Genomic DNA, 21930 nt, shown 5'->3' with positions numbered 1-21930 from the left:
ACGGAAATGGCGTGAAAATGCGGTTTTTCTTAAAAATCGCTTATGGAAATTTTCGTTAACAAAAGGGAATTGTGTGACGGTGGTTAACTGGCGTTAACCACCGTAAGGCAGGGTCAGGCAGTATGGTCGTCGTGCTCGGTGAGTTCTTCTACCACGGTTTCAGGATCGTCATCCGGTGCCGGAGCCTCATGCATCCATACTGATACCAGGCGATAGGATACCGCTAACACCACCGGTCCGATAAACAGGCCAATCATGCCAAAAGCCACCAGACCGCCGATCACGCCGGAGAGAATCAAAATCATCGGCAAATCGGCACCCATGCGGATCAGCATCGGACGCAGTACGTTGTCGAGTGTCCCGACCACGCAACTCCACACCAGCAACACGGTGCCCCAGGTGGTATCTCCACTCCAGTAGAGCCAGATAATCGCCGGGACCAACACAATCAATGGGCCGAGCTGCACCAGGCAGGAAAGAATCATTACCACGGTAAGCAGGGTGGCATACGGGATACCCGAGATGGCTAAACCGATACCGCCCAATACGCCCTGCACCAGCGCTGTCACCACTACCCCAAGCGCGACGGCGCGGATGGCCTGACCGGCCAGTAACACCGCGGCATCGCCACGGCGTCCACCCATACGGTAAGCAAAATGCCGAATACCCAGCCCGACCTGCTCACCACGCCAGTACAGCAGCACGCTGAACAGCAGCATCAATCCCAGATGCAGCATAAAGCGGCCAAAATGACCCGCCTGGGCGACAAAGAAGCCGGTGGTGCGACCAATATAGGGCTGCAACTTGCTCATAATTGCTGAGCCACCGCCATCAACCAACTTGTGGTAGCTGACAAACAGTTTGTCACCGACCATCGGCACTTCTTTCAGCCAGTCAAGCTGTGGCACCGTCATATGGCCCTGTGTGGCCCAGGCAATAACCGGCGCGCTATTGTCGATCAGGCTATTTACCAGCACGGCGATGGGGATGATAAACAGCAGCAGCAACAGGATGGTCATGGCGATTACCGCCAGCGAGCGGCGTCCCCATAACAGATGCTGCAACTTAATCATCAGCGGCCAGGTGGCGATTACCACCATACTGGCCCAGGCGAAACCCAGAATAAAAGGTTGAACTACCCAGAGGCAGGCGATGATCATCAGCAGGATGAACATCAGTGAGAACAGCATTTGCGGTAAGTCCAAACCGCCTTGCAGGTTTTTCATAACAGCCTTTTGACCTCAATTGAATCCTTCACAGTGGGGTTTACTGTCCCCAATCAATGATTACCTATTTCAGAAGGATTAAACAGAGAAATGCAGGCCGCTTTTTACGTTTCCTGAAAAAACAGCGAGCGACTGAAAAATGTGATAAAACGAATAATTCATAAGAATCGACTACGCAAACGTTTACAACATCTCGGTCACTCAATAATGATCCCACAGATTTCCCAGGCACCGGGCCTCGTTCAACTGGTGCTGACATTCCTGGCGTCCTTAAAAGAGCAAGGATTTACTGGCGATACCGCCACCAGTTACGCTGATCGTCTCTCACTTTCAACCGATAACAGCATTTATCAATTGCTGCCGGATGCGGCGCTCTTTCCCCGTTCCACCGCGGATGTCGCGCTGATTGCGCGTCTGGCAGGGGAAGAACGTTTTGCCAGCCTGGTGTTTACTCCACGCGGCGGCGGCACGGGCACCAACGGGCAGTCCCTGAACCAGGGGATTGTGGTTGATATGTCGCGCTACATGAACCGCATCCTCGAAATCAACACCGAACAACGTTGGGTTCGCGTCGAAGCCGGGGTAGTGAAAGATCAGTTAAACGCCTGGCTGAAACCCTACGGTTTCTTTTTCTCCCCTGAGTTATCGACCAGTAACCGCGCCACCCTGGGCGGGATGATCAACACCGATGCTTCCGGGCAAGGGTCGCTGGTGTATGGCAAAACCTCCGACCATGTTCTGGGTCTGCGCGCGGTGCTGCTGGGCGGTGATATTCTTGATACCCGCGCGATGCCGACCGATTTAGCGGAGAAACTGGCGCAAACGCCAACCAAAGAAGGGCGCATTTATCAGCAGGTGATGACGCGTTGTCGTGAACAACGTGCGTTGATTCTGGAAAAATTCCCGAAACTGAACCGTTTTCTCACCGGTTATGATTTACGCCATGTGTTCAGTGACGATCTGCACACCTTTGATCTGACGCGCCTGCTGTGCGGTGCCGAGGGCACTCTGGCGTTTATCAGCGAAGCGCGACTCGATATCACGCCGATCCCGAAAGTGCGCCGGCTGGTAAATATCAAATATGACTCCTTCGACTCTGCACTGCGCAACGCCCCCTTTATGGTCGAAGCAAAAGCGTTATCGGTGGAAACCGTCGACTCAAAAGTATTGAATCTGGCGCGTGAAGATATCGTCTGGCATTCGGTTAAAGAGTTGATTACCGATGTGCCGGATAAAGAGATGCTGGGACTGAACATCGTCGAGTTCGCCGGAGATGACGGTGAACTGATTGAGCAGCAGGTATCGACCTTGTGCGCGCGTCTGGATGAACTGATGACGCAGCAGCAGGGTGGAGTGATCGGTTATCAGCTGTGTAACGACTTGGGCGGCATCGAGCGCATCTATAATATGCGCAAGAAAGCGGTGGGTCTGCTCGGAAATGCCAAAGGGCGCGCCAAGCCAATTCCGTTTGTTGAGGATACCGCTGTGCCGCCGGAGCATCTGGCGGATTATATCGTCGATTTCCGCGCTCTGCTTGATAGCCACGGTCTGAGCTATGGCATGTTTGGTCATGTCGACGCTGGTGTGCTGCACGTCCGTCCGGCGCTGGATATGTGCGATCCGCAGCAAGAGATGCTGATGAAACAGATCTCCGATGAAGTGGTGGCCTTGACCGCACGTTATGGCGGCCTGCTGTGGGGCGAGCATGGCAAAGGTTTCCGCGCGCAATACAGTCCGGCGTTTTTCGGTGAAACCCTGTTTAACGAATTGCGTCGCATCAAAGCGGCGTTTGACCCCGATAACCGCATGAACCCCGGCAAAATCTGTACGCCGCTGGGTAGCAACGAACCGATGATGCAGGTCGATGCGGTGAAACGCGGCACATATGATCGCCAGATCCCGCTCACAGTGCGCAATGACTGGCGCGGCGCGATGGAGTGCAATGGTAACGGTCTGTGCTTCAACTTTGATACGCGCAGCCCGATGTGCCCGTCGATGAAAATCACCCGTAACCGCATCCACTCCCCCAAAGGCCGTGCCACGCTGACGCGTGAATGGTTGCGCCTGCTGTCCGAGCAGGGGGTGGATCCGGTGCTGCTGGAGAAATCCCTGCCAGAGCAACGCGCCAGCCTGCGTACCTTGATTCAGCGTACCCGTAACTCATGGCATGCGAAGCAAGGCGAGTATGATTTCTCTCATGAAGTAAAAGAAGCGATGGCGGGCTGCCTCGCCTGTAAAGCCTGTTCGACCCAGTGCCCGATTAAAATTGACGTACCGAACTTTCGCTCTCGCTTCCTGCAACTGTATCACACGCGTTATCTGCGCCCGATGAGCGATCATCTGGTTGCCACGGTAGAAAGCTACGCGCCGCTGATGGCGAAAGCGCCAAAGGTGTTTAACTTCTTCCTGAAACAGCCGTGGATGCGCGAGCTCAGCAAAAGCCATATCGGCATGGTCGATTTGCCGTTGCTCTCCTCACCGAGTCTGAAGCAGCAACTGAGTGGCCATCCGGCGATGAACCTGACGCTGGAGCAACTGGAAGCGCTCGACAGCAACGCGCGCAAGGATTGTGTGCTGGTGGTACAGGATCCGTTTACCAGCTATTACGAAGCCCAACTGGTGACTGACTTTGTCAAACTGATTGAGAAACTCGGTTACCGCCCGGTGCTGCTGCCATTTTCACCGAACGGCAAGGCGCAACATGTCAAAGGCTTCCTGCAACGTTTTGCCCGCACGGCGGAAAAAACCGCTGACTTCCTCAATCGTGTGGCGCAGTTAGGCATGCCGATGGTCGGTGTCGATCCAGCTACCGTGTTGTGCTACCGGGATGAGTACAACCAGGTACTGGGCGAGAAGCGCGGTGATTTTAATGTGTTGTTGGTCCATGAATGGTTGCAGACTGCGGTGGCGGAACGTGCCGTGCAAAACACCGGGGGCGAGGCCTGGTATCTGTTTGCCCATTGCACTGAAGTGACCGCGCTACCCTCAACCCCCAACCAATGGCAGGACATTTTTGCCCGTTTCGGAGCGAAGCTGGAAAACATTAATGTCGGCTGCTGCGGTATGGCGGGCACCTATGGACACGAAAGCAAAAATCTGGAGAACTCGCTGGGGATTTACGCGTTGTCCTGGCATCCGCAGATGCAAAAACTGCCGCGTCAACGCTGTCTCGCCACCGGTTTCTCATGCCGTAGTCAGGTGAAACGCGCGGAAGGCAATGGCATGCGTCACCCGCTTCAGGCATTGCTGGAACTATTGTAAACAAATTGTAGAATTCCAGGAGACGTCAGGACGCAGCTGGATTAGAATATCCAGCCTGCGTGACGGACGAAATCACTTTGCAGGCTGGTGGCTTGATCCCACTCGCCGCTCAGCGCCAGTTGATGACACAAGCGAGTCAGCGACAGGCGCGCCAGTTGATAGGCCTGAATACGGAACAAACGGTCGCGATCGGCATTGCCCATCTCCTGCACTAAGCGGTGATGGAGCTTGCCCATGGCGTGTAGATAGCTTTGGTCATCGCCATTCAATTGGCAGATTTCCGCCATATCGAGACAGGTGTCATTAAAACGACGCAGTTGTTCGATTGTACAATCGGTGCGGTTGAGCTTTGCCTGAGCCATATAGAAGTCAACGGTGATATCACGTACCGAAAACTTATATTCATCGATTTTGTGTTGTAACCAGGCTGAGACGGAAAGCGTCATGTCGCCACCTTAATGGGTTAATGATAATCATTATCATATTCAACCACGTCAGGAATGCAATTCCCTAGAGAAATTTTATTGATTTACTTTGCCTGTTACTCAAATCGGCAATAACAATTTCTTCACATTAAGGAAAGGCGTAACCTATCAATCAGCGGAAAATCGTAAAGTGACAAAATGAAATTTTGCGATTTTTTAACAGGTTACAATTGTATCGGCGCGGCAGTTTTCCCCGCCGCAAAGCAGTTTGAAGCGACTATGCTTAACAAAGCAACAGTAAAAAATAGCACGAGATGATTATCCCTGCAAAACAAGAGGTTGAAGTGATATCTGATATCACTACCATAGGGGGATAGCCTGAAAAGGCCCAGACTTACGAGGTAGCACTATGTCATCAGTAAATGCAGCTTCTTTTTCACCCGATGATTTCGTCTGGAAGGGGCTGACGCTGACCGAATCGGCAGCAAAACAGATTCTTAACCTGGTCGCACAGGATCCTGAAGTCAAGGGCCTGCGGGTAGGAGTGAAACAGTCCGGCTGTGCCGGTTTTGGTTATGTCATGGACCTGGTGAAAGAACCTGCCGCTGACGACCTGCAGTTCCCATACTTCGGCGCAACCCTGTATGTGCCGCTACAGGCCATGCCGTTTGTCGATGGCACCGAAGTCGACTACGTCCGTGAAGGCCTGAACCAGATCTTTAAATTTAACAACCCTAAAGCTCAGCACGCCTGCGGGTGCGGTGAAAGCTTTGGCGTCGAGTAAGTGAAATATGTCACGACACAGCGAAACATCTGACGATGTACAAATGTGGGAAGGCAAGCTCAACTACAAAGAGGGCTTCTTTACCCAACTGCAAACCGAAGAATTTGCTCATGGCCTCAATGAGGACGTGGTACGGGCAATTTCGGCTAAGCGTAACGAGCCAGAGTGGATGCTGGAGTTTCGTCTAAAAGCCTTTCGTGCCTGGCTGGAAATGGAAGAGCCGCACTGGTTGAAAGCGCATTATGAGAAACTCGACTACCAGGATTACAGCTATTACTCCGCGCCCTCCTGTGGCAACTGCGATGACACCTGTGCTTCTGAGCCAGGTGCGACTCAGGCTTCCGGCAGCGCCCCTGCCAGTGAGTATCTGACGCAGGAAGTGGAAAATGCCTTTAATCAGTTGGGTGTACCGGTACGTGAAGGTAAAGAAGTGGCGGTCGATGCGATTTTCGACTCCGTTTCGGTTGCTACCACCTATCGTGGCAAACTGGCGGAGCAGGGCATCATTTTCTGCTCCTTCGGTGAAGCGATTCAGGAACACCCTGAGCTGGTGAAAAAGTATCTTGGCACCGTGGTTCCGGCCAACGATAACTTCTTCGCAGCGCTGAACTCTGCGGTAGCGTCGGACGGCACTTTCGTCTACATCCCGAAAGGCGTGCGCTGTCCGATGGAGCTGTCGACCTATTTCCGCATCAACGCGGCAAAAACCGGTCAGTTTGAACGTACCATTCTGGTGGCGGATGAAGACAGCTACGTGAGCTACATCGAAGGCTGTTCTGCACCCGTGCGTGATAGCTATCAGCTGCATGCGGCGGTGGTGGAAGTGATTATCCACAAGAACGCCGAAGTAAAATATTCCACGGTGCAGAACTGGTTCCCGGGCGGAGAAGGTGAGGGCGGTATCCTCAACTTCGTCACCAAACGCGCCCTGTGTGAAGGCGACCACAGCAAAATGTCGTGGACGCAGTCAGAAACCGGTTCAGCCATCACCTGGAAATACCCGAGCTGCATTCTGCGCGGTGATTACTCCATCGGTGAGTTTTACTCCGTGGCGCTGACCAGTGGTCATCAGCAGGCCGATACCGGCACCAAGATGATCCACATCGGTAAGAACACTAAATCGACCATCATTTCGAAAGGCATCTCGGCCGGTAAGAGCCAGAATACCTATCGCGGTCTGGTGAAAATCATGCCGACCGCCACTAACGCGCGTAACTTTACCCAGTGTGATTCGATGCTGATTGGCCCGGATTGCGGTGCGCATACCTTCCCGTATGTGGAAGCGCGTAACAATACCGCGCAGCTGGAGCATGAAGCCACGACATCGCGTATCGGTGAAGATCAGATGTTCTACTGTCTGCAACGTGGCATCAGTGAAGAAGATGCGATCTCGATGATCGTTAACGGCTTCTGTAAAGATGTTTTCTCCGAGCTGCCACTGGAATTCGCCGTGGAAGCGCAAAAATTGTTAGCAATCAGCCTTGAGCACAGCGTGGGCTGATGGCCCGTTGCCGGAAGCAATGTGAAGGAAAGAGTATGTTAAGCATCAAAGATTTACAGGTTAGTGTTGAAGACAAAGAAATTTTGCGCGGCCTGAACCTCGAAGTGAAGCCGGGTGAAGTGCACGCCATTATGGGACCGAACGGTTCCGGTAAAAGTACCCTGTCTGCAACCCTGGCTGGCCGTGAAGATTATGAAATCACCGGCGGTTCCGTAACCTTTAAAGGCAAAGATCTGCTGGAGCTGGAGCCGGAAGAGCGTGCGGGCGAAGGCATCTTTATGGCGTTCCAGTATCCGGTTGAAATTCCGGGCGTCAGCAACCAATTTTTCCTCCAGACCTCTGTGAACGCGGTGCGTAAATACCGTGAGCAGGAAGAACTGGACCGTTTCGATTTCCAGGACTTTATCGAAGATAAAATCCATCTGCTGAAGATGCCGGAAGATTTGCTGACCCGTTCAGTTAACGTAGGCTTCTCCGGTGGTGAGAAAAAGCGTAACGATATTCTGCAAATGGCGGCACTGGAGCCGGATCTGTGCATTCTCGATGAAACCGACTCCGGTCTGGATATCGATGCATTGAAAATTGTGGCAAACGGCGTCAACAGCCTGCGTGACGGCAAGCGTTCATTCATTATCGTCACCCACTACCAGCGCATCCTCGACTACATCAAGCCTGATCATGTGCACGTTCTGTATCAGGGCAAAATTGTGAAGTCTGGTGACTTTACGCTGGTGAAACAGCTGGAGGAGCAAGGCTATGGCTGGCTTACCGACGAAGAGTGATAACGCGCTGCAACAGTGGCATCACCTGTTTGAGTCGCGCGGTGACGTGCGTTCTTTGCAGGCACAGCAGCACTGGCAGCAACTGATGCGTCTCGGCTTGCCGACGCGCAAGCATGAAAACTGGAAATACACCCCGCTGGAAGGTCTGCTGGGGCAGCAGTTTGTGCTGCCGCAACCGCAGGAAGTGACGGCGGAGCAGGTGGAAGCCCTGGCGCTGCCGATCGAAGCGGTACGTCTGGTGTATGTGGATGGTCGTTTCCAGGCCTCGCTCAGCAGCCGTGACACTGGCCTGTTTGAGATCCAGCATTCGCAGGCCGCTGAACGTCGTCCGTTGCCGGCCCCGATTCAGCCGGAAGTGTTCCTGCACCTGACGGAAAGCCTGGCAGAAGAAGCAACCAGCATCCGTCTGGCGCGCGGTAAAGCGGCGGCATTGCCAATGTATTTGCTGCACATTACCAGCGGCCAGGACGCGGGTATGAATACCGTACATCACCGCCACCATCTGCAACTGGAAGCCAGCGCAGAGGCGGAAGTGATTGAGCATTACGTCACCCTGAATGATGTCGCCCATTTCACCGGCGCACGTTTCACCTTTGACGTGGCTGAGAATGCCAAACTGTCGCATATCAAACTGTCGTTTGAGAGCGATAAGAGCTACCACTTCGCCCATAACGATGTGGTGATCGGCCGTGATGCGCAGGTCAGTACCACCAGCTTCCTGCTGGGTGCCGGGTTGTCACGTCACAACACCAGTGCACAGTTGAACGGTGAGAACACCAACCTTGCTATGAATAGCCTGGCGTTGCCGATTAACCAGGAAGTGTGCGATACGCGCAGCTACCTGGAACACAACAAAGGCTACTGCATGAGCCGTCAGATGCACAAAACCATCGTGCGTGACAAAGGCCGTGCGGTGTTCAACGGCATGATTAAAGTGGCTCAGCATGCGCTGAAAACTGACGGACAGATGACCAACAACAACCTGTTGATGGGGCGTCTGGCGGAAGTGGACACCAAGCCGCAACTGGAAATCTATGCTGATGACGTCAAGTGCAGCCACGGAGCTACCGTGGGCCGTATTGATGATGAGCAGATGTTCTACCTGCGTTCGCGTGGTATTGAAGAGTCTGCGGCTCAGCGTATGATTATCCATGCCTTTGCCGCTGAGTTGACTGAAAAGTTAGAGAATCCGGTTCTACGTCAGGCGGTGTTGCAGCGCATTGCTGCGCGCATCCCGGGAGTTGAGTCATGAGTTTCGATCTCGAACGAATCAGAGCGGAATTTCCGATTCTGAAACGCGAGGTCAACGGTCATCCGCTGGCTTATCTGGATAGTGCGGCCAGCGCACAGCGTCCGCTGGCCGTCATTAATGCGGAAAGTCATTTCTACCAGCACGGCTATGCGGCCGTGCACCGCGGCATTCACTCGCTGAGTGCCCAGGCCACTACCGATATGGAAAACGTGCGCACTCAGGCCGCGCGTTTTCTTAATGCCTCCTCCCCGGAAGAGATTGTTTTCGTCAAAGGCACCACTGAGGGGATCAACCTGGTGGCTAACAGCTGGGGTGGCAGTCAGCTGCAACCGGGCGACAACATCATCATCACCGAGATGGAGCATCACGCCAACATCGTGCCCTGGCAGATGGTTGCTGCGCGCACCGGTGCGGAAATCCGTGTGCTGCCCCTCAATGAGCAAGGTGAGCTGGCGCTGGAACAACTGGCAGGGCTAATCGACAGCCGTACCCGTTTGCTGGCGGTGACCCACGTTTCTAACGTATTGGGCACGGTCAACCCGGTGAAAGCCATTGTTGCCCAGGCGAAAGCGGCGGGTGTGGTGACGCTGGTGGATGGCGCCCAGGCGGTGATGCATCATGCGGTTGACGTGCAGGATATCGGTTGCGATTTCTACGTCTTCTCAGGGCATAAGATCTACGGTCCGACCGGGATTGGCGTGCTGTATGGCCGCAAAGCGCTGCTCGATATCATGCCTCCGTGGGAAGGTGGCGGTTCAATGATCGATCAGGTGCTGTTGCCCACCGGCACCACCTGGAATACCGCGCCCTGGCGTTTTGAGGCGGGGACTCCCAATACGGGTGGGATCATTGGTCTGGGTGCAGCCTTGAAATGGATCACCGATCTCGGGCTGGACACCATTCAGCAGCGTGAGTCGATGCTGATGCGTTATGCGCTGGATAAGCTGGCCTCGGTGCCGGATCTGACCATTTATGGTCCGGTCGAACGCAGCGGCGTGGTGGCGTTTAATCTTGGTAAGCACCATGCATTTGATGTGGGAAGCTTCCTTGACCAGTACGGCATCGCCATCCGCACTGGCCACCATTGCGCAATGCCGCTGATGCGTCATTATGCGGTACCCGCCATGTGCCGTGCCTCTTTTGCGCTGTATAACAGCGAAGAAGAAGCCGACCGTCTGGCGGCAGGTCTGACGCGAATTCATCGTCTGCTGGGCGGTTGAGCAGATTCAGGAGTATCAAATGGCAAATTTGCCAGATAAAGAGAGACTGGTGCGCAACTTCAACCGTTGCGCTAACTGGGAAGAGAAGTACCTCTACATCATTGAACTCGGGGCAAAATTACCAGAATCGTCCGAAAGCTTATATCAGCCGGAAAATGTGATTTCCGGGTGTCAAAGCCAGGTGTGGATCACCATGACTCCACAAACGGATGGTACTATTGCTTTTGAGGGCGACAGCGATGCCGCCATTGTTAAGGGCTTGATCGCCGTGGTATTTAGCCTGTATCAGGGGCTGAAAGCGGCAGAAATCCTGGACCTTGATGTGCGCTACTGGTTTGAACAATTAGCGCTCACCCAACACCTTACCCCCTCACGTTCGCAGGGGCTGGAAGCGATGATTCGCGCTATCCGTCATAACGCTCAGACCCTCAGCTAAGATACACTCTCCAGACCCCGGCCAACCTGACCGGGGTCTGTTTCTTCCGACAAAGAGAAAATTGCATGAGACCAGCTTTACGTTTGGCCGGTGCATTGCTGTTGTCCTGCTGGGGACTCTCTGCACCTGCGCTTGCCACGGAATACCCTCTGCCCGAGGCGGGCAGCCGTTTAATTGGTGAAAATACCCTGACTGTGGTGCCGGATGATAAGCGGCCACTGGAAAGCATTGCCAGCCACTACAAGATTGGTTTGCTGGGGATGCTGGAAGCAAACCCTGGCGTTGATCCCTGGTTGCCGAAAGCCGGGACTCAGCTCACCGTCCCTTTGCAGATGCTGTTGCCAGACACGCCGCATGAAGGGATTGTGATAAACCTGGCTGAGTTACGTCTTTATTACTATCCCAAAGGGGAAGACCGGGTCATTGTCTATCCGATTGGCATTGGTCAGCTCGGCGCAGCGACGCCGGTAATGGTAACCAGCATCAGCCAAAAGATCCCCAATCCGACCTGGACACCCACACCCAATATCCGCAAACGCTACGCCAAAGAAGGCATTACCTTGCCGGGCGTGGTCCCTGCCGGGCCTGATAACCCTATGGGGCTGTTTGCCATGCGTCTGGCACGCGGTACCGGGCAATATCTGATTCACGGTACCAATGCGGATTTCGGCATTGGTATGCGCGTTAGCTCCGGCTGTATCCGCTTACGTCCGGAAGATATTGAAGCGTTATTCGCCAGCGTGCCGAAGGGGACGCGTGTGCAGGTGATCAATCAGCCGGTGAAATATGCCATCGAACCGGATGGTAAGCGCTATATCGAAGTGCATCAGCCGCTCTCTCGCACCGATAAAGACGATCCACAGACTATGCCGATTGCCTTAACTGCGCCGATGAAGACCTTCATTAATAGCCCGCAAAGCGATACTGCGTTGATTAAGGCTGCGCTGGAACGACGTTCAGGGATGCCGGTGCTGGTAAGCAGCGGTGAACCGGTGACGCAGGATACGGCGATGCCGCAGGTGGTGCAGTCTCAGCAGGGGAATGAAGCGGGGCGTGCGACCATCAGTGAGGCCAGCGGAACGACAGTGACCAAACCCTGACGGTGAATTCAGTACAAAAAAAATGGCGCCATAACGGCGCCATTTTTAGTACCAGAACTCTTACTTACGGTAAGAGTGAGCCTGGTTGTCCAGACGCTGGTTAGCACGAGCTGCGTCATCTTTAGCAGCCTGAACGTCAGAACGGATTGCGTTCACGTCGTTGCTCAGCTGGTCAACTTTAGCGTTCAGAGTCTGAACGTCTGAAGACAGCTGGTCGATTTTAGCGTTGCTTGAGCAACCAGCCAGCAGAGTTGAACCCAGGATTACCGCGCCCAGTACCAGTTTAGTACGATTCATTATTAATACCCTCTAGATTGAGTTAATCTCCATGTAGCGTTACAAGTATTACACAAAGCTTTTTGAGTTGAGAATAAATTTTTGCTGAGAACACGCTTAAACTTGATCGTTCGCTCAAAGAAGCATCGTTTAGCAGAAGATGATAAAAATATTTAGCTAAAACAGAGATATTTAATCGGATTAGCCTTAATTTTCTGGGTTTTTGAATAGTTATTATCGATTGGTAATTTCGTGCTTTTGTATTAGACCCGGAATAAAAAAAGCGCCCGAAAAGGGCGCTTTTTAATAAACATTCAAGCGAAAATCAGAGTACGTGTACTGATGCCGTGTTGGTGGTGCCGCTTGGAACCAGTGCACCAGAAACCATCACTACCACGTCGCCTTTTTGCGCATAACCGCTCTCAAGCGCCATTTCTTTGCCAATACGATAGAAATCGTCAGTTGAGGCAATTTCGTTAACCAGGTGGGTTTCAACGCCTTTGCTCAGAATCAACTGGCGTGCGGTGGTGGCATTGGTCGTCAAGGCCAGGATGGTCGCATCCGGGAAGTATTTTCTGATGGCTTTGGCTGATTTGCCGCCTTCAGTGGCGACGACGATCAGCGGAGCTTCCAGCTTTTCAGCGGTCTCAACGGCACCACGGCACACGGCTTCAGTGATCCGCAGTTTGCGTGAGTCCTGGAGCGAATCAATGCGTGATTTCATCACACGGTCGGTACGTTCACAGATGGTCGCCATAATAGTGACCGATTCCAGCGGATACTTACCTTTGGCGCTTTCACCAGACAGCATCACCGCATCGGTACCATCGAGGATGGCGTTCGCCACGTCGCCAGCTTCAGCACGGGTTGGGCGTGGGTTTTTGATCATGGAATCGAGCATCTGCGTGGCGGTAATCACCACTTTGCGTGCTTTGTTGCACTTCTTGATCATCATCTTCTGCGCGAAGATCACTTCTTCAACCGGGATCTCTACGCCGAGGTCGCCACGGGCCACCATGATGCCGTCAGACGCTTCGAGAATTTCGTCAAAGTTGTTCAAACCTTCCTGATTCTCGATTTTAGAGATGATTTGAATATGTTCGCCGCCGTGTTGTTTCAGATGCTCGCGAATTTCCAGCACATCAGAACGTTTACGGATAAAGGACGCGGCAACGAAATCGACACCCTGCTCGCAACCGAAAATCAGGTCACGCTTGTCTTTTTCCGCCAGAGCCGGCAGCTGAATGGAGACACCTGGCAGGTTAACGCCTTTATTCTCGCCGAGGTCACCGTTGTTCAGCACTTTACATACCACGGTGTTTTCAGTGACTTCGATAACTTCCATGCCAATCAGGCCATCATCAACCAGCACGGTGTTGCCGATTTTCAGATCTTCAGTGAAACCCGCATAGGTGACGGCGACGCGCTCGCTGTTGCCAATGACGGACTGGTCAGTGGTGAAGGTGAAGGTCTGGCCAGCTTTTAATGGGGCATCATTGCCGCCTTCCAGTTTCATGGTGCGGATTTCAGGACCTTTGGTGTCCAGCAGAATCGCAGCCTGACGACCGGTTTTTTCCATGACAGCACGCATGTTGGTAATGCGCTGACCATGTTCGGCATAATCCCCGTGAGAGAAGTTCAGGCGCATGACATTCATGCCTGCTTCCAGCAGTTGAGTCAGCATCTCTTCCGATTCGGTTTTCGGACCGATAGTACAAACGATCTTGGTCTTTTTCATGTCAGCTTATCTGTAAGTTGTGATGGATGATAAAGGTTGGGATTCGATGCGCAGGCACCGAAGTGGAAATTCGTTTGGTGTTGATAAGGGCAATACAGAGTAAGAATAGGAGACGATAGCTAAGCGTGCAGGGAAGTTGTGCGGTTCGCGAGAGAACCGACTAGGCGGTGTTGCGCAAATAATTTGAGTTCTCGCCATTAACACGTTAGCGCTGAAACCTTTCAAGTGGGACAACGCGGCATAGTATAGTCGCTAAGTATGCGAAAACCAATATGAAAGCAGTAAGATAAAACGATACAGATCAAGGAAGAGAGAGTTGCGCAACAGGAAACTGAAAAAGAGTGGTGCGCTCTAATGGACTCGAACCATCGACCCCCACCATGTCAAGGTGGTGCTCTAACCAACTGAGCTAAGAGCGCATTGTACCCGTGATACTTCAGGGTGAAGAAATGGTGCGTCCGAGTGGACTCGAACCACCGACCCCCACCATGTCAAGGTGGTGCTCTAACCAACTGAGCTACGGACGCACTTGGTGCGCTCTAATGGACTCGAACCATCGACCCCCACCATGTCAAGGTGGTGCTCTAACCAACTGAGCTAAGAGCGCAACACGCTGTCAGGGCGACAGCGGGGACGAATATTAACGGCAGGCAGATGAGCTGGCAAGGGGAAAAAGCGATTTTTCATCATGACTGACCAGCATCTGTGCTATGCGTCGTTTTTTTAGGCGTTGCGGGCCTTTTCCGGCCCGCTCAGCGACTTAGCGTGCTGCTCGCGTAAGAATCACCTGCGCAGGGAGGCGTTGCAAACGGCGAATGCGCCATAGCATCATCACTGCCGCCGAAGTCAGTCCGACAATAAAGCCACACCAAAAACCGGCAGGGCCAAGTCTTGGTACGACCAGATCGGTCAACGCCAGAATATAACCTACTGGCAGTCCCAGTACCCAGTAAGCGACGAGGGTAATAAAGAAGATAGAACGCGTATCTTTATAACCACGCAGGATACCGCTGCCAATCACCTGAATCGAATCAGAGAACTGGTAGATGGCTGCCAAGAGCATCAGTTGCGCCGCCAGGGTGATCACTTCCGGGTTCGCGGTATACAGCGCCGCGATATGATGGCGGAAGGTCACGGTAAACAACGCGGTGAGGGCCGCCATACTGATGCCGACCCCTTGCGCGGTCCAGGCCGCGACCCGCGCCTGTTCTGTGGAACCCTGACCCAGGCGATAACCGACGCGAATGGTGGTGGCTACCCCGAGCGACAGCGGCAGGACAAACATCAGTGAGCTGAAATTCAGCGCGATCTGATGCCCGGCGACTTTGACAATACCGAGTGGTGAAACCAGCAGCGCGACCACGGCAAACAACGTGACCTCAAAAAACAGCGCCAGTGCGACCGGCAGGCCAAGGCCAAACAGGCGTGACAGAATGACCCGCGACGGCGTGGAGAAGGCGGTACTCATACGGATATCGCGCATGCTGCCCATACGTTTCAGCCAGAAGCGCATCACGATAAACATCACCCAATAGACGCTGGCGGTGGCGACGCCACAGCCCACGCCACCCAGCGCTGGCATGCCAAAATGACCATAAATGAACACATAGTTGAGTGGAATATTGGTCAACAAACCGAGGAAACCCAGCACCATACCGGGTTTGGTTTTCGACAAACCTTCACACTGGTTACGCGCCACCTGAAAAAACAGGTAGCCAGGCGCACCGAACAGCAGGGCATGGAGATAGCCTTCGGCTTTGGCGGCCAGCAGCGGATCAATATCATGCATGGCATGAATCAGATAGCCTGCGTTCCACAGTACCACCATGATCAGCAGCGCGACAAAAAACGCCAGCCAGTAACCCTGACGGACTTGTTCCGCGATGCGCTCACGTCGTCCCGACCCATTGAGTTGCGCAACGGTAGGCGTCAATGCCAGCAGCAAACCATGACCAAACAGAATGGCGGGGAGCCAGATAGAGGTGCCCACCGCAACGGCGGCCATATCCGTGGCGCTTACCGCACCGGCCATAATGGTATCCACGAAACCCATTGCGGTCTGGGCAACCTGAGCAAGGATGACCGGGATCGCAAGGGCCAGCAATTGACGCGCTTCTGTTAAATACTTCTGCACGTATCACCTGCATTTTAATAATAAGAAGAGAACGGGGAGAAATCCCCAAAGAATGCGCGGCCTAGTCTACCGGTCTGTTGACGCTTAGCCAAACTTTGTTCGCATTTTGTTAAAACGATTGTGTAAATTTCACGCACCGCCAAATTAAACCCGAACGGGGCAGCTGTGATAAACTAGCGCAAACTTCGCAGAGGCTGAGATTATGTTTACTGGAATTGTACAAGGTACGGCAGAGATTGTTGCAATCGAAGAAAAAGAGTTGTTTCGCACCCATGTCGTGAAACTGCCGGAAGAGTTATTGCCGGGGCTGGCACTGGGCGCATCAGTGGCGAATAACGGCTGCTGCCTGACGGTGACAGCGATTGACGGTGACCAGGTCAGCTTTGACTTAATCAAAGAAACCTTACGGATTACCAACCTGGGCGAATTGCAGGTGGGTGATGTGGTGAATATTGAGCGCGCTGCAAAATTCAGTGACGAAATTGGCGGTCATTTAATGTCCGGCCATATTATGACCACCGCAGAAATCTGCAAAATTATTCAGTCAGAAAACAACCGTGAGGTGTGGTTTAAATTACAGGACCCGGCGCAGATGAAATATATTCTGCATAAAGGGTTTGTCGGTATTGATGGTATCAGCCTGACGGTGGGTGATGTGACCAGGAGTAAATTCTGTGTGCACCTGATCCCGGAAACGCTGGAGCGCACCACGCTTGGCGCGAAGAAGTTAGGTCACAAGGTGAATATCGAGATTGATCCGCATACCCAGGCCATTGTCGAAACCGTTGAGCGCGTATTGGCACAACGTGAAGCAGCCGCTCTGGCGCAGCAGCAGTCCGACGAGAGTGAATAACCTGGCATTCGTAGCGGCGCGATTTATCGCGCTGTTTTAAAAGCGCGTGATTAGTCACGCCGCTACAAACGGGAGGTTAACGCGCGACGCGCAGGCCGCCCTCAGCTCCACGGCTGAAAACCACTTGCCACAGCTGAATATCACGCGCGCGGAATGCACCAGCGCAGGCATTGAGATAATAGCTGAACATGCGTTTAAAACGATCACCGTATTTTTCTGCCAGCTGCGGCCAGGCGTCAAGAAAACGCGCATGCCAGGCCATTAGCGTGGTGTCATAATCCGCGCCGAAATTGTGCCAGTCTTCCATCACAAAATGTGACTCACTGGCATTAGCAATCTGGCGTACGGAGGGCAGGCAACCATTCGGGAAGATATATTTGTCGATCCAGGGGTCAACATTCATATCGGTTTTAATTGCCCCAATGGTATGCAGCAGGAAAATACCGTCCGGCTTCAAATTACGATCGGCCACCTCAAAATAGGTCGCGTAATTTTTGGGACCGACATGTTCGAACATGCCGACCGAGACGATACGATCAACTTGCAGATTCAGGTCGCGATAATCCTGCAACAGAATGGTGACGTCCAGGCCGGCACAACGCTCCTGTGCCATCTTCTGTTGTTCTGCCGAAATGGTGACACCATGCACTTTCACGCCATAATTGCGTGCGGCAAACTCTGCCAGTCCACCCCAACCACAACCAATATCAAGCAATGTCATGCCGGGTTTCAGTTGCAGCTTGCGGCAAATCATATCGAGTTTGTCTTGTTGCGCCTGTTCCAGCGTCTCGGCCTCTTTCCAGTAACCACAGGAGTACTGCATAAAGGGATCAAGCATCAGAGAAAACAGGTCGTTTCCAAGATCGTAATGCTCTTTACCGACAATCCAGGCGCGTTTTTTCGATTGTAAATTGGTCAGACGCGCGGCTGCGATACGCAACGTGTCTTTAAAATGATGCGGTAATTGTTGATCCAGGTGGTGCTTCAGTACGCGGTGGAAAAACATGTCGAGATTTTCACAGTCCCACCAACCGTCCATATAGCTTTCACCTAAGCCCAATGAACCTTCTTGCAGGACCCGTTTAAAAAAATCCGGATGCTTAACCTGAATATCCCAGGGGCGAGTGCCATTAATGGCAATATCAGCCCGTTCCAGTAATTCATGGGCGATACGAAACCAGTGGTTTTCTTCAAGGCTCACTTCTTCTATACACGATGAACTCATAGCTTCTCCATCACCTTTCCGATTTCAACCTGAGAAAAGAATAGTCAATTTCTCCAGGCTTGTGAGAGAACTCACGGAAAATCCGTGCGCCAGATATCCGACGTTTTACAGAGGTATGAATCTGAATAGAAATGTCTGGCACAACACAGGCGAGAATATCGTGCAGACGCCATCCCAGCGACAGAGTCGCTTAATAGTAATACATTTATGTTATTGATTTGTTACAGAATTGCTGACCCACGCAGTATATGCTTACGTGGGTCAATATTCAACGACTTATCGTTAGGATGCTAACTAAAGTTGTTGCGTCAGTGATTATCTTCGCAGGCTAAGGAGTTGTGAGCAACATCACTTTGTGCGTTTGCCGTACGTTGCCAACCGAAACCAGCCCAGGCGAGTGCAACGGTAGCGAGCATCACGAGGCTGGTGCTATGCAGCGCTTGTTGTAATCCAGCGGAAACGACCAGGCTGGCGACAAAACATAATCCGAGTTGTAGCAAATTTTGCAATGAAGCGGCTTTGCCTGTTGCCTGGGGGAAGGGCAGCAGGGCACTGGCGACCACAATCGGATAGATAGCACCATTTGCCAGCGCCATACCACAGAACGGCAACAGCAATGCCCACAGCGCGGGGGCGGAAAGCTGCGCAACCGCAAACAGGCTAAGAATGCTCAGGCTGTAGATCACCAGTAACCACGGCAGCAGTTGTTTCCCCTGAAAACGATTCAGCAGCGCGCGGCAGCCAAATCCACCGATCAGGAAGGCGATAGTTTGCGGCACATAACTCAGGCCAATATCTGCCGGTGATAAACCGGCATCCGCGAGGATAAAGGGCGAACCGGTCAACCAGGCAAAAAAGCTGGCGGAACAGGCAGAGTAGATCAATACGTTGCCGCTATAAGTACGCGATGCCAGCAGCGTCAGCCAGCCAGGCTGCGGCGCTCGCGTGGTGTCGGCTCGTACGGGATTCGCCAGACGCAGGGTGCCAATAAGCAACACCAGGGTTATCAGTGTCAGCAGCAGAAAGATACTACGCCAGTGAAAATGGCCCATCAGCCAGGCACCGAGTAACGGGGCGAGCGCCGGAGACAAGGCGACCAGCGGCATAATGGTTGCAAAAACTTTGTTGGCCTGGTTTTGCGGATAACGATCCACCACCAGCGCCTGCCAGCTAACGGCGGCAGCGCAAACACCCAGCGCCTGCACAAAGCGCAGCGCCAGCATCAAACGGACGTCGCTCACCCACAGCATGCCCAGACAACCCAGGGCAAAAATCGCTAATCCCGCCAGCAGAACCGGTTTACGTCCGAAGCGGTCCGACAGCGGTCCCCAGAAGACCTGCGCACAGGCAAAACCACCAAGGAACAGACTCAGACTGGCGCTGATGGTACCGGGTGCGGTAGCAAAATCCTGCTGCATGGCACCGAATGCCGGCAGGTACATATCCGTAGCAAGAAAGCCCAGCATGCTGAGTAAAGCAAGATAAGGCAGAAATCCTTTTGATGACAACATGGTAATTCTCTTTAGACAGGTAAACGCGGAGGAGTGTAAAAGCGTGCGCCAGGTTTTGTGAAACGCTAATATTTGCGCGGTGCTATCAAAAAATTTGCAGGCAAAAATATGTGGTCTGAATATGCGCTTGAAGTGGTAGATGCGGTGGCCCGCAGCGGTAGTTTTAGTGCGGCAGCACAAGAGTTACATCGGGTGCCTTCTGCCATCAGCTACACGGTACGGCAGCTCGAAACCTGGTTGGCGGTGCCGTTGTTCGAACGTCAGCATCGGGAAGTGGTGCTGACGGCGGCCGGGGAGCATTTTGTCCGGGAAGGGCGAGGTGTTATCAAAAAAATGCTGGCGACGCGGCGGCAGTGCCAGCAGTTGGCAAATGGCTGGCGTGGTCAGTTGAGTATCGCGGTGGATTGCATCGTTAAACCTCATCGCACCCGACAACTGGTGAAGGATTTCTACCGTCACTTTCCTGACATGGAGCTGATTATCAGTTATGAAGTGTTTAATGGTGTCTGGGATGCACTGGCCGATGGGCGGGTCGACGTAGCGATTGGGGCCACTCAGGCGATCCCGGTCGGTGGGCGTTTCGCCTTTCAGGATATGGGCGCGTTGAACTGGCGCTGCGTGGTCAGCCCCGATCATCCGTTGGCAAAAAGTACCTTGTTGGATGACGAGACGTTGCGGGCCTGGCCTTCTCTGGTGCTGGAAGACACTTCGCGGGCGTTGCCGCGGCGCATGACCTGGACGTTGGATAATCAACGCCGTCTGGTGGTGCCGGAATGGGAAACCGGTGTCGATTGCCTGCTGGCGGGACTCTGCGTAGGGATGGTGCCGGGCCATTTAGCCCGGCCATTGCTGGATAGCGGAGCATTAACCGAGTTACCGTTACCCACGCCGTTCCCGGATAGCCCATGCTGTGTCAGTTGGTCGGAACAACGTAATTCGCCGGCTCTGGGTTGGTTGCTGAGTTATCTCGGCGATGCCGAAACGCTCAACCATGAATGGTTGAGCGAAACGGAAACTTAGCGGCGGTAGTCGCGGAACGGGCCGTCAGCGACTGAACGGCGTTCAATCAGCGTTGGCTGAACTTCAATGGTTTGCGGTTCTTCACGTTTGCTGGTGATACGATCCAGCAGCATTTCCAACGCTTTTTCGCCTAACTGAGCTTTAGGTTGATGAACAGTGGTCAGCGCCGGCGTGAAATAACGCGCGTTGCGCACGTTGTCATAGCCGATCACGGAGATATCCTGCGGGACCCGCAGGCCCATTTCATCCGCAGCACAGATCGCGCCCATCGCCATGATATCGCCACCGCAGAACACGGCAGTCGGGCGTTGCTTCTGATTGAGGATCTGCTGCATCGCCTGATAACCGGATTCCGGTTCAAAATCGCCCTGCACAATCCACTCGGGCCGCACGGTGATGCCTGCCTCATTCAGCGCCTGCATGAAACCGGCATGGCGGCCACCGCCGGTGTTGCGCTCCATTTGTCCGGGGATGGCACCAATGTCGCGATGACCGCGTTCAATCAGGTAACGCCCGGCGAGATAGCCGCCCTGAAACGCATTGTCCTGCACCGTATCGGTAAAATCGCCACGCGATGCGCCCCAGTCCATCACCACCATCGGGATATTACGGTTCTCTTCCAGCATGGTCAGCAGGTCGTCGGGGTATTCAGAACACATCACCAACAGGCCATCGACACGCTTCTGCGCCATCATCGACAGATATGCGCGCTGTTTTTGCAGGTCGTTATGCGCATTGCCCAGGATCAGCGTGTAGCCGCGATCGAAACAGTGGTTTTCCACCGCCTCGATAATCTCGGCGAAATAGGGGGCTTCACTGGAGGTGGCCAGCAACCCCAGCGTTTTGGTGTGGTTGACTTTCAGGCTGCGCGCCACGGCGCTGGGCGAGTAATGCAGCTCTTTGATCGCTTCCCATACGGCGTTACGCGTCTCTTCCGCAACAAAACGCGTCTTGTTGATGACATGCGAAACCGTGGTGGTGGAGACACCGGCGCGTTTCGCCACATCTTTAATTGTTGCCATGAAAATGGTACTCCCGGGCTTATCGCAACTAACTGATAAGTATATTGTTAAACGTTTGCGTCTGCTAATGGTTTTGCGCCCCGATTTTCGGGGCGAATGGCGAAGAAAAAGACATTAACACCTGGTCAATAACACTTTAACTTGCCGCAAACACAGCGTGCGCA

18 protein-coding genes and 3 tRNA genes are annotated in these 21930 nt (G+C 53.3%); 10 read left to right on the top strand and 11 right to left on the bottom strand.

All coding sequences use genetic code 11. The annotated features are described in order from the left end of the window. Nucleotides 1-113: 113 nt before the first annotated feature. Nucleotides 114-1226, bottom strand: coding sequence for an AI-2E family transporter YdiK (gene ydiK / locus L579_RS16150; protein ID WP_021185261.1), 1113 nt, complete (start codon nucleotides 1224-1226; stop codon nucleotides 114-116). A gap of 207 nt (nucleotides 1227-1433) precedes the next feature. Here ydiK and L579_RS16145 point away from each other — a divergent pair, with 207 nt between their 5' ends. Next, a complete protein-coding gene (locus tag L579_RS16145; protein ID WP_021185260.1) occupies nucleotides 1434-4487 on the top strand; it encodes a D-2-hydroxyglutarate dehydrogenase YdiJ in 3054 nt (1017 codons plus the stop codon). 41 nt (nucleotides 4488-4528) lie between these two features. On the opposite strand, the gene L579_RS16140 is transcribed toward L579_RS16145, so the two are convergent. Further along, nucleotides 4529-4933 (bottom strand): hypothetical protein, encoded by a 405-nt coding sequence (locus L579_RS16140; RefSeq protein WP_013508839.1) that lies wholly within the window; start codon nucleotides 4931-4933, stop codon nucleotides 4529-4531. A gap of 388 nt (nucleotides 4934-5321) precedes the next feature. On the opposite strand from L579_RS16140, the gene sufA reads away from it, so the two are divergent. The 7 genes from sufA (at nucleotide 5322) to L579_RS16105 (ending at nucleotide 11987) form a co-directional block, all read left to right on the top strand. Continuing rightward, nucleotides 5322-5696 (top strand): Fe-S cluster assembly scaffold SufA, encoded by a 375-nt coding sequence (gene sufA / locus L579_RS16135; RefSeq protein WP_021185259.1) that lies wholly within the window; start codon nucleotides 5322-5324, stop codon nucleotides 5694-5696. Between the two features lie 7 nt (nucleotides 5697-5703). Further along, the gene (sufB, locus tag L579_RS16130; RefSeq protein ID WP_021185258.1) at nucleotides 5704-7197 is read left to right on the top strand and encodes a Fe-S cluster assembly protein SufB; all 1494 of its coding nucleotides are present in this window, start codon (nucleotides 5704-5706) and stop codon (nucleotides 7195-7197) included. A gap of 35 nt (nucleotides 7198-7232) precedes the next feature. Beyond that, entirely contained in the window at nucleotides 7233-7979 is a 747-nt protein-coding gene (sufC, locus tag L579_RS16125) for a Fe-S cluster assembly ATPase SufC (RefSeq protein WP_021185257.1), read from the top strand. After that, nucleotides 7954-9231 (top strand): Fe-S cluster assembly protein SufD, encoded by a 1278-nt coding sequence (gene sufD / locus L579_RS16120; RefSeq protein WP_021185256.1) that lies wholly within the window; start codon nucleotides 7954-7956, stop codon nucleotides 9229-9231. The genes sufC and sufD overlap by 26 nt, the downstream gene beginning before the upstream one ends. Further along, nucleotides 9228-10451 carry a cysteine desulfurase SufS gene (gene sufS, locus L579_RS16115; RefSeq protein WP_021185255.1) on the top strand — a complete coding sequence of 408 codons (1224 nt, stop codon included), beginning with the start codon at nucleotides 9228-9230 and terminating at the stop codon, nucleotides 10449-10451. The genes sufD and sufS overlap by 4 nt, the downstream gene beginning before the upstream one ends. Nucleotides 10452-10470: 19 nt before the next feature. Further along, nucleotides 10471-10887, top strand: a complete 417-nt coding sequence (sufE, locus tag L579_RS16110) for a cysteine desulfuration protein SufE (RefSeq protein ID WP_021185254.1) — start codon at nucleotides 10471-10473, stop codon at nucleotides 10885-10887. A 65-nt stretch (nucleotides 10888-10952) separates the two neighbouring features. Then, nucleotides 10953-11987, top strand: a complete 1035-nt coding sequence (locus L579_RS16105) for a L,D-transpeptidase family protein (RefSeq protein WP_036626935.1) — start codon at nucleotides 10953-10955, stop codon at nucleotides 11985-11987. A 60-nt stretch (nucleotides 11988-12047) separates the two neighbouring features. On the opposite strand, the gene L579_RS16100 is transcribed toward L579_RS16105, so the two are convergent. The 6 genes from L579_RS16100 to L579_RS16075 all read right to left on the bottom strand — a co-directional run bounded on the left by L579_RS16100 (nucleotide 12048) and on the right by L579_RS16075 (nucleotide 16135). Continuing rightward, complete coding sequence (locus tag L579_RS16100) at nucleotides 12048-12284, bottom strand: major outer membrane lipoprotein (RefSeq protein WP_007374746.1); 237 nt, start codon at nucleotides 12282-12284, stop codon at nucleotides 12048-12050. Between the two features lie 304 nt (nucleotides 12285-12588). Next, the gene (pykF, locus tag L579_RS16095) at nucleotides 12589-14001 is read right to left on the bottom strand and encodes a pyruvate kinase PykF (RefSeq protein ID WP_021185252.1); all 1413 of its coding nucleotides are present in this window, start codon (nucleotides 13999-14001) and stop codon (nucleotides 12589-12591) included. Nucleotides 14002-14343: 342 nt separating this feature from the next. Then, nucleotides 14344-14420 (bottom strand) — tRNA-Val (locus tag L579_RS16090). 31 nt (nucleotides 14421-14451) lie between these two features. Next, a tRNA-Val gene (locus L579_RS16085) sits at nucleotides 14452-14528 on the bottom strand. A gap of 3 nt (nucleotides 14529-14531) precedes the next feature. Beyond that, a tRNA-Val gene (locus tag L579_RS16080) sits at nucleotides 14532-14608 on the bottom strand. A gap of 153 nt (nucleotides 14609-14761) precedes the next feature. Beyond that, nucleotides 14762-16135, bottom strand: a complete 1374-nt coding sequence (locus L579_RS16075; RefSeq protein WP_021185251.1) for an MATE family efflux transporter — start codon at nucleotides 16133-16135, stop codon at nucleotides 14762-14764. 202 nt (nucleotides 16136-16337) lie between these two features. On the opposite strand from L579_RS16075, the gene L579_RS16070 reads away from it, so the two are divergent. Continuing rightward, nucleotides 16338-16988 carry a riboflavin synthase gene (locus L579_RS16070; RefSeq protein WP_021185250.1) on the top strand — a complete coding sequence of 217 codons (651 nt, stop codon included), beginning with the start codon at nucleotides 16338-16340 and terminating at the stop codon, nucleotides 16986-16988. 76 nt (nucleotides 16989-17064) lie between these two features. Here L579_RS16070 and cfa read toward each other — a convergent pair whose 3' ends face one another. Together cfa and punC are read right to left on the bottom strand one after the other, a co-directional pair. Continuing rightward, the gene (gene cfa, locus L579_RS16065; protein WP_021185249.1) at nucleotides 17065-18213 is read right to left on the bottom strand and encodes a cyclopropane fatty acyl phospholipid synthase; all 1149 of its coding nucleotides are present in this window, start codon (nucleotides 18211-18213) and stop codon (nucleotides 17065-17067) included. A gap of 308 nt (nucleotides 18214-18521) precedes the next feature. Beyond that, on the bottom strand, nucleotides 18522-19724 hold the full coding sequence (gene punC, locus L579_RS16060) for a purine nucleoside transporter PunC (RefSeq protein WP_021185248.1): 1203 nt from the start codon (nucleotides 19722-19724) through the stop codon (nucleotides 18522-18524). Nucleotides 19725-19832: 108 nt separating this feature from the next. Here punC and punR point away from each other — a divergent pair, with 108 nt between their 5' ends. Further along, nucleotides 19833-20744, top strand: coding sequence for a DNA-binding transcriptional activator PunR (punR, locus tag L579_RS16055; RefSeq protein ID WP_021185247.1), 912 nt, complete (start codon nucleotides 19833-19835; stop codon nucleotides 20742-20744). On the opposite strand, the gene purR is transcribed toward punR, so the two are convergent. After that, entirely contained in the window at nucleotides 20741-21766 is a 1026-nt protein-coding gene (gene purR / locus L579_RS16050) for an HTH-type transcriptional repressor PurR (RefSeq protein ID WP_021185246.1), read from the bottom strand. The two genes, punR and purR, sit on opposite strands and share 4 nt — an antisense overlap. Between the last annotated feature and the right edge of the window lie 164 nt (nucleotides 21767-21930).

The sequence above is a fragment of the Pantoea sp. AS-PWVM4 genome, assembly GCF_000468095.1.
GTDB classification, from domain to species: domain Bacteria; phylum Pseudomonadota; class Gammaproteobacteria; order Enterobacterales; family Enterobacteriaceae; genus Pantoea; species Pantoea phytobeneficialis.
The sequence above is the reverse complement of the archived record's forward strand: the minus strand, read 5'-3'. Positions and strand labels throughout refer to the sequence as shown.